This is a genomic window from Amycolatopsis sp. NPDC051045 (genome assembly GCF_040682955.1).
Classification (GTDB): Bacteria; Actinomycetota; Actinomycetes; order Mycobacteriales; family Pseudonocardiaceae; genus Amycolatopsis.
Genome location: NZ_JBFBCC010000009.1, coordinates 175,466 through 187,739, shown reverse-complemented (window position 1 = coordinate 187,739; position 12,274 = coordinate 175,466). Strand labels below are relative to the sequence as shown.

The 12,274-nt window shown below is 72.3% G+C and carries 16 protein-coding genes and 1 pseudogene; 7 read left to right on the top strand and 10 right to left on the bottom strand.

Going from position 1 to position 12,274, the window contains the following annotated elements; genetic code table 11:
* Nucleotides 1-5 precede the first annotated feature (5 nt).
* From AB0M80_RS22695 to AB0M80_RS22680, 4 genes are all read right to left on the bottom strand, one after another.
* Complete coding sequence (locus AB0M80_RS22695; protein WP_364568072.1) at nt 6-626, bottom strand: prepilin peptidase; 621 nt, start codon at nt 624-626, stop codon at nt 6-8.
* Nucleotides 627-1,021: 395 nt separating this feature from the next.
* Nucleotides 1,022-1,663, bottom strand: coding sequence for a zf-HC2 domain-containing protein (locus AB0M80_RS22690; RefSeq protein WP_364568069.1), 642 nt, complete (start codon nt 1,661-1,663; stop codon nt 1,022-1,024).
* Entirely contained in the window at nt 1,660-2,172 is a 513-nt protein-coding gene (locus tag AB0M80_RS22685; protein WP_364568066.1) for a sigma-70 family RNA polymerase sigma factor, read from the bottom strand. Before AB0M80_RS22685 ends, AB0M80_RS22690 begins: the two co-directional genes overlap by 4 nt.
* A gap of 10 nt (nt 2,173-2,182) precedes the next feature.
* The gene (locus AB0M80_RS22680) at nt 2,183-2,551 is read right to left on the bottom strand and encodes a hypothetical protein (protein WP_364568063.1); all 369 of its coding nucleotides are present in this window, start codon (nt 2,549-2,551) and stop codon (nt 2,183-2,185) included.
* Between the two features lie 105 nt (nt 2,552-2,656).
* Between AB0M80_RS22680 and AB0M80_RS22675 the strand changes: the two genes are divergently transcribed.
* Complete coding sequence (locus tag AB0M80_RS22675) at nt 2,657-3,094, top strand: Rieske (2Fe-2S) protein (RefSeq protein ID WP_364568060.1); 438 nt, start codon at nt 2,657-2,659, stop codon at nt 3,092-3,094.
* A gap of 73 nt (nt 3,095-3,167) precedes the next feature.
* Here AB0M80_RS22675 and AB0M80_RS22670 read toward each other — a convergent pair whose 3' ends face one another.
* Both AB0M80_RS22670 and AB0M80_RS22665 read right to left on the bottom strand, forming a co-directional pair.
* A complete protein-coding gene (locus tag AB0M80_RS22670) occupies nt 3,168-3,623 on the bottom strand; it encodes a PTS glucose transporter subunit IIA (RefSeq protein WP_364568057.1) in 456 nt (151 codons plus the stop codon).
* Complete coding sequence (locus AB0M80_RS22665) at nt 3,620-3,859, bottom strand: PTS glucose/sucrose transporter subunit IIB (protein ID WP_364568054.1); 240 nt, start codon at nt 3,857-3,859, stop codon at nt 3,620-3,622. Before AB0M80_RS22665 ends, AB0M80_RS22670 begins: the two co-directional genes overlap by 4 nt.
* 243 nt (nt 3,860-4,102) lie before the next feature.
* Here AB0M80_RS22665 and AB0M80_RS22660 point away from each other — a divergent pair, with 243 nt between their 5' ends.
* The 4 genes from AB0M80_RS22660 to AB0M80_RS22645 all read left to right on the top strand — a co-directional run bounded on the left by AB0M80_RS22660 (nt 4,103) and on the right by AB0M80_RS22645 (nt 7,326).
* Nucleotides 4,103-4,891 carry a GntR family transcriptional regulator gene (locus AB0M80_RS22660; RefSeq protein WP_364568051.1) on the top strand — a complete coding sequence of 263 codons (789 nt, stop codon included), beginning with the start codon at nt 4,103-4,105 and terminating at the stop codon, nt 4,889-4,891.
* Nucleotides 4,888-6,123, top strand: coding sequence for a PTS transporter subunit EIIC (locus AB0M80_RS22655; RefSeq protein ID WP_364568048.1), 1,236 nt, complete (start codon nt 4,888-4,890; stop codon nt 6,121-6,123). Before AB0M80_RS22660 ends, AB0M80_RS22655 begins: the two co-directional genes overlap by 4 nt.
* A gap of 38 nt (nt 6,124-6,161) precedes the next feature.
* Nucleotides 6,162-6,428, top strand: a complete 267-nt coding sequence (locus AB0M80_RS22650) for an HPr family phosphocarrier protein (protein ID WP_103335999.1) — start codon at nt 6,162-6,164, stop codon at nt 6,426-6,428.
* 82 nt (nt 6,429-6,510) lie between these two features.
* On the top strand, nt 6,511-7,326 hold the full coding sequence (locus tag AB0M80_RS22645) for a serine hydrolase domain-containing protein (protein WP_364568045.1): 816 nt from the start codon (nt 6,511-6,513) through the stop codon (nt 7,324-7,326).
* A gap of 189 nt (nt 7,327-7,515) precedes the next feature.
* Here AB0M80_RS22645 and AB0M80_RS22640 read toward each other — a convergent pair whose 3' ends face one another.
* The gene (locus AB0M80_RS22640) at nt 7,516-8,451 is read right to left on the bottom strand and encodes a D-2-hydroxyacid dehydrogenase family protein (RefSeq protein WP_364568042.1); all 936 of its coding nucleotides are present in this window, start codon (nt 8,449-8,451) and stop codon (nt 7,516-7,518) included.
* A 42-nt stretch (nt 8,452-8,493) separates the two neighbouring features.
* Nucleotides 8,494-9,057, bottom strand: coding sequence for a helix-turn-helix domain-containing protein (locus tag AB0M80_RS22635; RefSeq protein WP_364568040.1), 564 nt, complete (start codon nt 9,055-9,057; stop codon nt 8,494-8,496).
* Nucleotides 9,058-9,116: 59 nt separating this feature from the next.
* Here AB0M80_RS22635 and AB0M80_RS22630 point away from each other — a divergent pair, with 59 nt between their 5' ends.
* Together AB0M80_RS22630 and AB0M80_RS22625 are read left to right on the top strand one after the other, a co-directional pair.
* Nucleotides 9,117-10,427, top strand: coding sequence for a hypothetical protein (locus AB0M80_RS22630; RefSeq protein ID WP_364568037.1), 1,311 nt, complete (start codon nt 9,117-9,119; stop codon nt 10,425-10,427).
* A gap of 25 nt (nt 10,428-10,452) precedes the next feature.
* Complete coding sequence (locus AB0M80_RS22625; RefSeq protein ID WP_364568035.1) at nt 10,453-11,112, top strand: TetR family transcriptional regulator; 660 nt, start codon at nt 10,453-10,455, stop codon at nt 11,110-11,112.
* 18 nt (nt 11,113-11,130) lie between these two features.
* Here the strand turns inward: AB0M80_RS22625 and AB0M80_RS22620 are convergent.
* Together AB0M80_RS22620 and AB0M80_RS22615 are read right to left on the bottom strand one after the other, a co-directional pair.
* Nucleotides 11,131-11,440: pseudogene (locus tag AB0M80_RS22620) on the bottom strand (GrpB family protein); the annotation flags it as partial.
* Between the two features lies 1 nt (nt 11,441).
* Complete coding sequence (locus tag AB0M80_RS22615; protein WP_364568567.1) at nt 11,442-12,272, bottom strand: shikimate dehydrogenase; 831 nt, start codon at nt 12,270-12,272, stop codon at nt 11,442-11,444.
* Between the last annotated feature and the right edge of the window lie 2 nt (nt 12,273-12,274).

The window sequence follows — 12,274 nt, the reverse complement described above, 5'->3', positions numbered from 1 at the left end:
TCCGGTCATGCCGCACCGGGGAAGAGCGCGCACAGCCAAGCGGCGGCGAGCAGCGCGGGCCCATGGGGGACGCGCGAGTTCCGCCGCACGGCGGCAACCGCCAGGCTGAGCAGCGCGGCCACGACGGCCGCGAGCGCGAGGGCGGGCCAGCCGGCGGCACCGAGTACCGCGCCGAGGCTGCCGGCCAGCTTGACGTCGCCCGCGCCGAGACTCCCCGGCGTCGCGCGGCGGATCAGCGCGTGGGCGCCGCCGAACAGCGCAGCCCCGGCCGCGGCGCGGACGGCGAGCGACGGGCCGCCGCCCCCGAGCGCGGCCGCGCCGACGGCGGCGCCGAAGAGGGGGTACGCGGGCAGGGTCAGCACATCGGGCAGCCGGAGGTGCCGCAGGTCGGCGAGGGCGAGCGGGACCGCGACGACGGCCAGCAGCGCGGGCACGGGCAGCCACCAGCCGGGCCAGCCGCCGGCAAGCCAGCGCGCGGCGGCGACGGCCACGCCGAGGGCGGCCAGGACGGCGGTGAGGGACACCGGGATCGGCGCCGAGGCGCGCTTCAGCAGTGCCGCGGTGACGGGCGCGGTGGCGGCGCCGGTGGCGGCCGCGGTGGTGGTGACGAGGATCGGGAAGGTCATGGACCCCAGCCTGCTGCGGCGGGGTTGAGCAGGGCAAATGTCGGGCGTCGCGAAAGGACCGTTCGCTACGTTTCCGGCCGGGAATCACTCCTGTGGGCGACGTCGCGGGTGGCTCGGGAGTGGGTCATCGCGGAGGCGGAGGGGGCAGCTTGCGGGCCTGGAGGGTCGGCTCGCGGACTGGGAAGGCCAACTCACGTACCCAGAAGGCCGACTTGCGTACCCAGAAAGCCAACTCACGTACTCAGAAAGCCGACTTGCGTACCCAGAAGGCCGACTTGCGTGACTGGGAAGCCGACTCGCGGGACCGGGCGGGCATCTTGCGTGGTTGGGCGAGGGTCGTGAGGGGTGGGTGGCTCATCCGGAACCCCCTGCGGCCCGGATGAGCCACCCACCCCTCACAACGTCAGCCTGAGCAGGGCCAGTCCGCTGCCCGCGCGGACTTCCAGGGCCGCCAGGTCCGGCGTCTTGAGCGCCGTGCCGATCACGATGCGGGCCGTGTCGTCCGGGACCGCCTTCCACGTCGCCAGTTCCGTCTCCGCGCCGTTGCGGCCGATCGCCACGAGGATGTACTCGCCGCCGCTGCGGCCGCCCGTGTAGCTGCACGACATGTCGACCTGCGTGCCCCAGTCGAACGCCGCGAGGCGCGCGTCCGCGCGGACCGGGAACTGGCCCAGCGCCGTCATCGCGACCGACGGCGGCGGGGCGGGGGCCGGCCAGGACGCCACCACGCCCAGTGCCACGCAGGCCGCCACGGCCACCGCCACCGACGTGGTGGTCACCGCGAAGCGGATCCGGCGACCGCGCCGGACGCGGCGGAGCACCGCCGGCAGCAGGTCCGGCGGGGGCGGGCCGGGGTCCGGGACGACCGCCGGGGTGTCCACCCTGGCCAGCAGCCCGGGCAGCCCGGCCAGTTCGCGCACCGAAGCCGCGCACCGGTCGCAGGTTCGCAGGTGTTCCTCGAAGCGCTGCCGGTCCTCGGGGGAAAGCGCCCCCAGCACGTACGCGGCGTCGAACGTCGCGAACGGGTCTTCGCTCACTGGGTCACCCCCCTCTCCTCGAGCACCAGGCGGAGCGCGCGCAACGCGTAGTGCGTGCGCGACTTGACCGTTCCTTCGGCCACCCCGAGCTTCCGCGCCGCGTCGGCGACGGAGTAACCCTGGAAATAGCACAGCAGCAGCACTTCGCGGTGCCGTTCCGACAGCTCGGCCAGCGCCTCGGCGACCAGCCAGCCCTGGACGGCGCGGTCGGTGCCGTCGGCGACCGGGCGGTCCGGCGGCCGGTCCGTCACGACCTCGGACCGGGCCGACGCCGAGCGCCAGCCGTCGATGGCGATCCGCCGGGCGACCGTGAACAGCCACGCCCGCGCCGAGCCCTGCGACTGGTCGAGCACCGTCGCCGACCGCCAGGCCCGCAGCAGCGTCTCCTGCACGACGTCCTCGGCCCGGATCCGGTCGCCGGAGGTCAGGTGCAGCGCGTAGGACCACAGCGCGGCCGCGTGCTCCTCGTGCAGCGCGCGCATCAGCGCCTCTTCGGCGACGTCCTTCACCGGCAGGGCCTCAGACCGCCGCGCGGCGCCGGTCCTTCAGGAACATCAGCGCCAAGCCGCCCACGATGCAGACCGCCTCGGTGATGACGCCCCAGTACTCCGGCTGGCTGTTGAACTGGTCGTGGTTGCCGGCGAACCCGACCGTCGCGGCCAGCACGTACGCGCCGAGCGTCAGCGCCCCGAAGCCGGCCGCGCCCAGCGCCGGCAGCCAGTGCCGCCAGGCCAGGACCGCGATCGCGAGCACGAGCCCGGCGATCGCGTCGAGCAGGAACAGCGGGCCCACGATGCCCGGGTAGTCCTCGGTCCACAGGAAGTAGTGCACGCCCGCCGAGCCGAGCAGCGCGGCCGCCACGACGATGCGTAGAACCCAACTCACCATGATCGTTCCTCCACTCCACACCCACTCCGGTACATACACGGAGCAGGGGCCGATCCGGTTCACCGGGAATTGAACCGAACGGGTGGCGATCACGTTCTTTAGGTCATGACAGCCGAACTGCACTCCCGCCGCACCGTCCTGTCCACCGGTGCCGCCGTCGCCGGTGCCGCCGTCGGCGCCGTCGCGCTGACCGCCTGCTCGTCGGAGCCGAACGGCAAGTCGGGCACCGCGCAGGCGCCGATCGCCGCCGGGACGCCGCTGGTCGCGCTCGCCGACGTCCCGGTCGGGGAGGCGAAGGCGGCCAAGGCCCCGGACGGCTCCGACGTGATCGTGGCCCGGACGTCCGAATCGGCCTGCGCCGCGTTCAGCGCCGTGTGCACGCACCAGGGCTGCACGGTCACCCCGAAGGGCGCCGACCTGGTCTGCCCGTGCCACGGTTCGGTGTTCAACGCGCTCACCGGCGAGGTCAAGCAGGGCCCGGCGAACAAGCCGCTGCCCTCCGTGCCGGTCAAGGTCGAGAACGGGAAGGTCGTCACCGGCTGACGAGCCGGGGGACGCCGGAGGGCGCTTGTGGACGATCACCGTCCACAAGCGCCCTTCGTGTGACAAACCCGGTTCAGGAGTCCCAGGTGAACAACCGGTCGCCGGCGGCGACCTCGCGCTCGGCGTCCAGCCCGGACAGGACGTCCGCCGAGGCGTCCAGCGCGACGACCGGGACGATCGCCGAATAGCCCGCCGCGGTCACCGCCTCCGGGTCCCAGCTGACGATCGGCTGGCCGGCCCGCACCTGCTCGCCCTTGACGACGTGCAGGGTGAAGCCCTCGCCCTTCTCCTTGACCGTGTCGATCCCGAGGTGGACGAGCACGGCCTTGCCGTCCTCGGTCGCCACGACGTAGGCGTGCGGGTGCAGCGTCGCCACCGTGCCGTCGATCGGCGCGACCGCGTCCGACCGGCCGCCCGTGGGCTGGACCGCGATGCCCGGACCCACCATGGCCTGCGCGAACACCGGGTCGGGGACCTCGGTGATCGGCACCACGCGCCCGGCGACCGGGCTGAGGATCTCCGAACTCACAGCAGGTCCTCGATGTCGCTGGCGATCGTGTCCGCCTCCGGCCCGACGATCACCTGCAGGGCCGTCGACCCCATCTTGACCACGCCCATCGCCCCGGCCTTCTTGAGCGCCGCCTCGTCGACGAGGCCCATGTCCTCGACCTCGCAGCGCAGCCGCGTGATGCAGCCCTCGACCTCGGTGAGATTGTCCGCGCCGCCGAGCGCCGCGAGGATCTTTTCGGGCCTGTCATCCGCCATCGCGGTCTCCTTGATCACTGTTTGTTCCCAACCTGACGCGAACCGCGTGTCCACCTGTACTACGCCGTTCGTCGGCATGCACCCCGCCGCGGGCCACGAACGGATAACGGTGGTTGACACCCGTCCGCACGGCGGAGCATCCTGCCCCATCGGATCATTGGTCTAGACCGGAACGTACCAATGTTCCGGACCGGACGCGAGCACCGGTCCCCCGGTGAAGCGAGAACGAGGAGGGTGACGCCGATGAGCGCGGCCGCGCACGTCCCGCCACCCGACCGGGTCGTCAACGGGCCCACGCCCAAGCACGCCCAGCTGCGGGAGATCCTGCGCCGCACGGTGGAGCGCGAGCTCCCGCCGGGTGCGCCGATCCCGTCGGAACGCGAGCTGGCGCAGCGCTACGGCGTGTCGCGGCTCACGGTCCGGTCGGCGATCGGCAAGCTGGTCGAGGAGGGCCTGCTCGCCCGGGTCCGCGGCAAGGGTACGTTCACCGCAGCCCGGCGGATGGAGCTGCAGCTCTACCTGATGTCGTTCACCGACGACATGCGGAGGCGGGGGCTGACCCCGACGACCGAGGTGGTTTCGGCCGCCACCGCGGTCCCGCCCACCGCCTCGGCGCACGCACTCGGCCTGACCGAGGGCGCCCCCGCACACCACCTGGTGCGGTTGCGCCACGCCGACGGCGTGCCCCTGGCCGTCGAGCGCGGCTGGTACCACGCGGGCCGGGCCCCCGGCCTGCTCGAGCTCGATCTGACCCAGTCGATCTACGCGCAACTGGCCGAGACGTACGACGTGCGTCCCGACCAGGCGTGGCAGACCGTGTGGGCCGAAGGCGCGGACCGCGAGACGGCCCGGCTGCTCGGCATGCGCGCCGGCAGCCCACTGCTCGTGTTCCGGCGGGTCTCCAGCGCCAACGGCGACCCCATCGAAGACATCACGTCCTGGTACCGGGGAGATCACTACCAGGTGACCATGCAGTTGGACCGGAACACCCCGGAACCCGGTCGACAACCCCACTATGGAGGATCCAGATGAGCTCCACCACCGCGGAGGGGGCGAAGAAGAGCGGCAGCGGTCTCGCCGGTCTTCAGCGCTTCGGCCGTAGCCTCATGCTCCCCATCGCCGTGCTCCCGGCGGCGGGCATCCTGCTCCGGTTCGGGCAGGACGACATGCTCGGCAAGGACGGCCTGGGCTGGAACAAGGTCGCTTCGGTGCTCGGCGCCGCGGGCGGCACGCTGTTCAACTGGCTGCCGCTGCTGTTCGCGGTCGGCATCGCCGTCGGCTTCGCCAAGAAGGGCGACGGCTCGACCGCCGTCGCGGCGGTCGTCGGCTTCTTCGTCTTCAGTTCCGTCGTCCAGGTGTTCGCCCCGCTCAAGGACCTGCCGAAGTACACGGCCGGTGTCACCGAACTCCAGCCGATCAAGTGGCCGTACTCGGTGCTCGCCGGCGTCGTGGTCGGCATCGTGGCGGCGCTGCTGTGGCAGAAGTACCACCGCATCAAGCTGCCCGCCTACCTGGCGTTCTTCGGCGGCCGTCGGTTCGTGCCGATCATCACCGCGGGCGTCATGGTGATCCTCGGCGTGCTCTTCGGCCTGGTCTTCCACTGGGTCAACAGCGGCATCGAGGCCGCCGGCGACGCGGTCACCGCCTCCCCGATCGTCGGTGGCGGCATCTACGGCGCGCTGAACCGCCTGCTCATCCCGGTCGGCCTGCACCAGCTGCTGAACGTCCCCGTCTGGTTCATCTTCGACGGCGGCGACATCAACAACTTCGTCGCGGGCAAGATGTCGGCGGGCGCCTTCACCACGGGCTTCTTCCCGATCTTCATGTTCGCGCTGCCGGCGGCCGCCCTGGCCATCTGGCAGACGGCCCGCCCGGCGCAGAAGAAGGTCGTCGGCGGTGTGATGATCGCCGGGGCGCTGACCTCGTTCCTCACCGGTGTCACCGAGCCGATCGAGTTCTCGTTCATGTTCGTCGCGTGGCCGCTGTACCTGTTCCACGCGATCATGACCGGCACCTCGCTGGCGATCTGCAACGCGCTGGGTATCCACCAGAGCTTCAACTTCTCGGCGGGCGCGATCGACTACCTGCTCAACTTCGGTGCCCCGGCGGCGCAGAAGCCGTGGCTGCTCATCCCGATCGGCCTCGTGTACGCGGTGATCTACTACGTCGTGTTCCGGTTCGTGATCACCAAGTGGAACCTGCGCACCCCGGGCCGCGAAGACGACTCGATCCAGTCGGACCTCGAGGCGACGGCCGCCAAGTAACATCACCACCGACGTGAACCAGTAGGGAGAGGACGAACATGCCGGAGAAACGCGTCGCCGTGGCCAGCAAGGTGGGCCTGCACGCCCGGCCGGCCGCGCTGGTGGCGAAGGCGGCCGCGGCGCAGCCCGTCGCGGTGCAGATCGCCAAGGCCGGCGGGAACCCGGTGGCCGCCGGCAGCGTGCTCAACCTGATGACGCTGGCCGCCGGCTACGGCGACGAGGTCGTCATCAGCGCCGAGGGCGAGGGCGCCGAGGAGGCCGTGGAAGCGGTCGCCCAGCTGGTCGCCACCGACCTGGACGCCTGAAAAAACACCCCTGCGAAGGCCTTCGCACCGGCTCCCCGACAGCCGGTGCGGAGGCCTTCGCGGCGTTTCGTAGGCTGGCCCCATGGAGAGCGTGCGCCTGATCGACGAGTGGCCCGTGGACAACGCCGCGACGGCCGTCGTGTCGGCGATCGGGGTGGTGCTGGGCCGGCACGGCGACACCACGCGGAAGTTCCGGCTGGCCTCGGTCACCAAGCCGCTGACCGCCTACGCCGCGCTCATCGCGGTCGAAGAGGGGGTCGTCGAGCTGAACACCCCGGCCGGGCCCGAGGGCTCGACCGTGCGGCACCTGCTCGCCCACACCTCCGGCCTCGCCTTCGACGCCCACAAGGCGATGGCCGCGCCCGGCACCCGGCGGCTCTACTCCAACGCCGGGTTCGAGCAGCTGGCCGACGTGCTGGCCGAGCACTCCGGCATCCCGTTCGCGCAGTACCAGGCCGAGGCACTGTTCGCCCCGCTCGGCATGGCGAACACCACCCTGGACGGCTCCCCCGCGTCCGGCGCGGTGTCCACTGTGGACGACCTGGTCGCCTTCGCCGCCGAGCTGCAGGCCCCGAAGCTGCTGGATCCGGTCACCGTCGCCGAGGCCACGGCGGTCGTCTTCCCCGGCCTTTCCGGCGTGCTGCCCGGCTTCGGCCACCAGAAGCCCAACGACTGGGGCCTCGGCTTCGAGATCCGCGACCACAAGAGCCCGCACTGGACCGGCTCGGCCAGCTCCCCGCGGACCTTCGGGCACTTCGGCCAGTCGGGCACGTTCCTCTGGGTCGACCCCGGCGCGGGCGCGGCCTGCGTCGCGCTGACCGACCGCGCGTTCGGTCCCTGGGCCGCCGAGGTCTGGCCCCGCTACACCGACGCCGTCCTGGCGGAATTGAGCGCCTGAAGGGGGCCGCGACGCGGTTCCCTTTCCCGGAGGGAAAATCGCCGACCGGACGTGCTGCCCAACGGCCCGGGCGGGACAGGGTCCAAAGCCTCTGCCGCCACCGTGGGCCGGGGTGGTCTCATCTAGGGGTGCAGGCCCGCCGCAGGGCCGGTGCGGGGACCTCGGGCCCCGGCGGGCCGCACACCTTCTTCACTCCGCCATGACGCGGATCGGCTTCCCCGCCTGGTAGGCGGCGATGTCTTCGACCGCGTCGCCGTAGAAGATCTCGTAGACCTCCCGCGTGACGAAGCCGATGTGCGGGGTCAGGACCGCGTTGTCGAGTGTCCTTAGTGGATGGTCGGCGGGGAACGGCTCGGTGTCGTAGACGTCCAGCGCGGCGGCGCGGATCTCCTTGCGGCGCAACGCGTCCACCAGCGCTGCTTCGTCGACGATCGGGCCGCGCGAGGTGTTCACCAGCAACGCCGTCGGCTTCATCGCGGCGAGCTCGGCCGCCCCGACCAGGCCGCGGGTGCGCTCGCCGAGCACCAGGTGGATGGACAGCACGTCCGACCGCGCGAACAGCTCGTCCTTGGTCACCGCGGTCACGCCGTGCGGATCCGCCTTCTCCTGCGTCAGGTTCTGGCTCCAGGCGATCGTCTCCATCCCGAAGACCTGCCCGATCTTCGCCGCGCCCGCGCCGAGCCGGCCGAGGCCGAGCAGGCCGAGCGTCTTGCCGTGCAGCATGGTGCCGACGCTCGTCTGCCAGCCGCCCTCGCGCATGGACCGGAATTCCTGCGGCAGGTTCCGCGACGCGGCGAGGATCAGCGCCCAGGTGTGCTCGGCGGTCGGCTCCCCGATGTACCCGGTGGCGGACACGACGACGTTGTTGCGTCGCGCGGCCGCGACGTCGATGGCCGCGTTCCGCTTACCCGTGCTGACCAGGAGCTTCAGGTCGGGCAGCCGGTCGAGCACGTCGGCCGGGAACCGGGTGCGCTCGCGCATCGCGACCACGCATTCGAAGCCCCGCAGCTGCTCGACGACGTCGGTCAGCGGCTCGGTGAAGACCGTGATGTCGGCCTTGAGCGAGTCCCAGTCGCCGAAGGTGAGGGCGACGTTCTGGTAGTCGTCGAGAATCGCGATCCGCATGGCCTCACCGTAGTAGGTGGTGGCGCGGCTGCCGTGCACGACTCATTCACGAGGCGGCGCCTCGGTCGTGCCGGTGGCGGGTGGTTCGCCGGGGAAGAGGATCGGGCTGAGCAGGTACCGGCTGCGGCCGGGTGCGGCCGGGTTGGCCAGCCGGGGGAGGATCGCGGCGCGCAGTTCGCTGATCAGGGCGGTGAGTTCGTCCCGGTCGAGCCAGATCGCGTGTTGCTGGTAGCCGACGGGGTCGACGGCCGGGTCGGCGTTGTCGCGATCGAGGTAGGCGTTGAACTCGGCGACCAGGGCGGCCACCGCCACGCCGAATCCGCGCCGGTGGTCGTCGAGCGACATCGACGCGGCCGTGGCGGGGTCGATGGAGGCCCGTTCCCGGCGCAACCGGTAGTGGCGCTCGACCGCGCCGCGGACACGTCGTTCGTCGGCCACCTCCAGGATTCCGCCGGCGGCGAGCAGATCGACGTGCCGGTAGACCATGGCTTTCGAGACGTCCGGCAGGAGTGCACCGAGCTGAGCGGTGGTCAGCGTCCGCCCGCCCCGCATGGCGTGCACGATCCGCAGCCGCACCGGGTGCCCCAGCAGTTCCAGAGTGTCCACTACCCAACAGTCTCATACGGTGATACCGTTCGCAAAATACGAGAACGGTGGGGGTCGGGATGAAGGCAAGCACGGGTCCGGCGGCGGTCGCCACGGCGGTCGTCGGCATGGCGGCAACGGGACGTTTTGCCGAGGTCGAGGAGCTGTTCGCGCCGCGGTTGCGGGCGGCGGCGTCCGCCGAGACGCTGCGGGTCGGCTGGGAGACGGAGATCGCCAAGATCGGGCCGGTCCGGGCGGTCGGTGGGCCGGTGAGCGAGCCGGCCAAGGCGGGGCTGGTCCGGGTGAGCGTCCCGGTGACCGGTGCGCACGGGGGCCTCACGGTGGTCATGTCGGTCGACGACGCCGGCCTGCTGCACGGCCTCCGGCTCGCGCCGCCGGCCGGCACGTCCTGGGAGCCGCCGGCCTACGCCGAGCCGGAACGGTTCACCGAGCACGAGGTCACCGTCGGCTCCGGCCCGCTCGCGGTGCCCGGCACGATCACCCTTCCCCGGGGGCGTGGCCCGTGGCCGGGGGTGGTGCTGCTCGGCTCGGGGCCCGCCGACCGCGACCTGACGACCGGGCCCAACAAGCCGTTCAAGGACCTGGCGTGGGGGCTGGCCTCCCGCGGCGTGGCGGTGGCCCGGTTCGACAAGGTGACCCACGTCCACCCCGAGGTCGGCTCCGCACCCGGCTTCACGATGGTCGAAGAGTACGTGCCGCACGCGGTCGCCGCCGTTCGCCTGCTCCAGCGGCAGCGCAACGTGGACCCGGCACGGGTGTTCGTCCTGGGACTCAGTGGCGGCGCCAAGGCGACGCCCCGGGTCGCGGCCGCCGAGCCGTCGGTCGCCGGTCTGGTCAGCCTGGCCGGTGACACGCTGCCGCTGAGCCAGGCGGCCGTCCGGGTCGCCCGCTACCTGGCCGAACTGAACCCCGGCCCGGCCACCACGGCGGCCGCCGAGTCGGTCGCGCGGCAGGCGGCGCTCGTCGAAAGCCCCGGCCTGTCACCCTCGACCCCGGCGGCGGACCTGCTGTTCGGCTGGCCGGCCTCGTACTGGCTGGACCTGCGCGGCTACGACCCGGTCGCCACCGCGGCCGGGCTGGACAAGCCGATGCTCATCCTGCAGGGCGGCCGCGACTACCAGGTGACCGTGGCCGGCGACCTCGTGCGCTGGCAGGCGGGCCTGGCCCAGCGGCCCGACGTCACGATCCGCGTCCACGACGCCGACGATCACCTGTTCTTCCGCGGCGAAGGACCGTCCACACCCGCCGGATACGAGTCGCCGCAGCACGTCGACCCGGCCGTGGTCACCGACATCGCGGAATGGGTCGGCACGCCGCGCTGCATGGCCGAAAACGGCGTGCCGCAGGTCCCGCCCTTCCCCGCGCCCTGACTCCGCCGGCGCTAACGTGCAGCGCGTGGCCAAGAGCGAGGAAACGCGGTCCCTGATCGTCACGACCGCGATGCGGCTGTTCACCGAGAACGGTTACGACCGCACGACGATGCGCGCGATCGCCGCGGAAGCCGGCGTCTCCGTCGGGAACGCCTACTACTACTTCTCGTCGAAAGAACAGCTGATCCAGGGCTTCTACGACGAGATCGCCCGCCGGTACCTGGCGGCGGCCCGGCCGCTGCTGGCCGGCGAGCCCGCCTTCGCGGTGCGGCTCAAGGCCGTGCTGCTGTGCTGGCTCGACATCGCCGAGCCCTACCACCGCTTCGGCACGCAGTTCTTCGTGAACGCGGCCGATCCGGAGTCGCCGCTGAGCCCGTTCAGCGACGACTCCTCGGCCGCTCGCGAGGCGTCGATCGGCCTCCTGCGCGAGGTGGTCGACGGCTCCGACGTCAAACTGGACCCGGAGCTGCGCGAACAGCTCCCGGAGCTGCTCTGGCTCTACCAGATGGGCGTGGTGCTGTTCTGGGTCCACGACCGCTCGACCGGCACGAAACGCAGCCGGATGCTGGTCGAGCGCAGCGTCCCGCTCCTCGCCCGGCTGGCCGCGCTCTCCCGGCTACGGGTGTTCCGCCCGGTCAGCCGCGAGATCGTCGACCTCATCCGGGACCTCGCCAAGCGGGACTGACCGAAGCGGCCCGCGCTACTGCTCGGCCCGCCCGCGGCCGAGGATCTCCTCCACCACCTCCGTCTTGGCGTCGGCGTAGTTCTGGATGTACTTCCACGTCTTCGCGGCGAGTTCACGCTTCTTCGCCGCGTACAGCTGCAGCAGGTTGATGTTGGTGTCCGGGCCCTTGGCAGCGGTGCTTCTCCCAGTCCGGCTGGCGGATGACGAGCCGGTAGCCCGCCGCCTCCAGCGCCGGGACGTAGGCGGCCTCGTCGCCGGAGTCCGGGACCTCTAGGAGGATGTCGACGATCGGCTTGGCGCACAGTCCCGGCACCGACGTCGAACCGACGTCAGGCGATCGGCAGCGGCAGCAGGTTTCCCGTCGCCTCGCGCAGCGCGTCCCGCATCGCCGCGCGCGGGGCCGGGCGGCCGGTGAAGTGCTCGGCCTGGCCGAACGCCTGGTGCAGCAGCATGTCCAGGCCGGTCGCGAGCCGGCCGCCGCGCGCCGCGACCGCTTCGGCGAGCGGCGTCGGCCACGGGTGGTAGATGACGTCGAGGACGTGCGTGACCGCGGCGAGGTCGGCCACGTGCGCGGCGACCGCGTCCGGCGGCACGGTGTTCACCAGCACCGCGGCCCCCGCCGCCAGGGCCGCGAAGTCCGTCTCGGACCAGCGCAGGACGTCGACGTCGAGCGCGGCCCGCTTCGCCGCGTCGAGGGTTTCGCCGGCCCGGGCGGGTTCGCGCACGACCAGGCACACCTGCCGCACGCCGAGGCCGGCGAGGCCGACGACCGCGGCCGCCGCGGTCCCGCCGGCGCCGAGCACCACCGCGGTGTCCGACGACGACGGCTCGTAGCCACCCGCGGCGCGCAACGCCCCGGTGACGCCCTCGACGTCGGTGCAGTCCGCGAGCCAGCCCCGCGCGGTGCGGACGAGGGTGTTGGCCGCGCCGACGGCGGCCGCGCGGGGCGTCACCTCGTCCGCGTGGTCCAGCGCCGCACGCTTGCCCGGCATGGTGACCGAAAACCCGGCCCACTCCGGGCCGAGGCCGTCGAGCAGGCCCGGGAGGTCCTCGGCGCTCGTCTCGATCCGCTCGTACGTCCAGCCGGTCAGGCCGAGCGCGGCGAACGCGGCCCTGTGCAGCACCGGGGACAGCGAATGCGCCACCGGCTTGCCGAGCACAG

Bases quoted from the DNA above. Each gene is read 5' to 3' on its own strand.
- AB0M80_RS22630 (WP_364568037.1), top strand. From the start codon at position 9,117: ATGAAGGCAAGCACGGGTCCGGCGGCGGTCGCCACGGCGGTCGTCGGC.
- AB0M80_RS22655 (WP_364568048.1), top strand. From the start codon at position 4,888: ATGAGCTCCACCACCGCGGAGGGGGCGAAGAAGAGCGGCAGCGGTCTC.
- AB0M80_RS22660 (WP_364568051.1), top strand. From the start codon at position 4,103: ATGAGCGCGGCCGCGCACGTCCCGCCACCCGACCGGGTCGTCAACGGG.
- AB0M80_RS22640 (WP_364568042.1), bottom strand. From the start codon at position 8,451: ATGCGGATCGCGATTCTCGACGACTACCAGAACGTCGCCCTCACCTTC.
- AB0M80_RS22645 (WP_364568045.1), top strand. From the start codon at position 6,511: ATGGAGAGCGTGCGCCTGATCGACGAGTGGCCCGTGGACAACGCCGCG.
- AB0M80_RS22675 (WP_364568060.1), top strand. From the start codon at position 2,657: ATGACAGCCGAACTGCACTCCCGCCGCACCGTCCTGTCCACCGGTGCC.
- AB0M80_RS22680 (WP_364568063.1), bottom strand. From the start codon at position 2,551: ATGGTGAGTTGGGTTCTACGCATCGTCGTGGCGGCCGCGCTGCTCGGC.
- AB0M80_RS22695 (WP_364568072.1), bottom strand. From the start codon at position 626: ATGACCTTCCCGATCCTCGTCACCACCACCGCGGCCGCCACCGGCGCC.
- AB0M80_RS22650 (WP_103335999.1), top strand. From the start codon at position 6,162: ATGCCGGAGAAACGCGTCGCCGTGGCCAGCAAGGTGGGCCTGCACGCC.
- AB0M80_RS22665 (WP_364568054.1), bottom strand. From the start codon at position 3,859: ATGGCGGATGACAGGCCCGAAAAGATCCTCGCGGCGCTCGGCGGCGCG.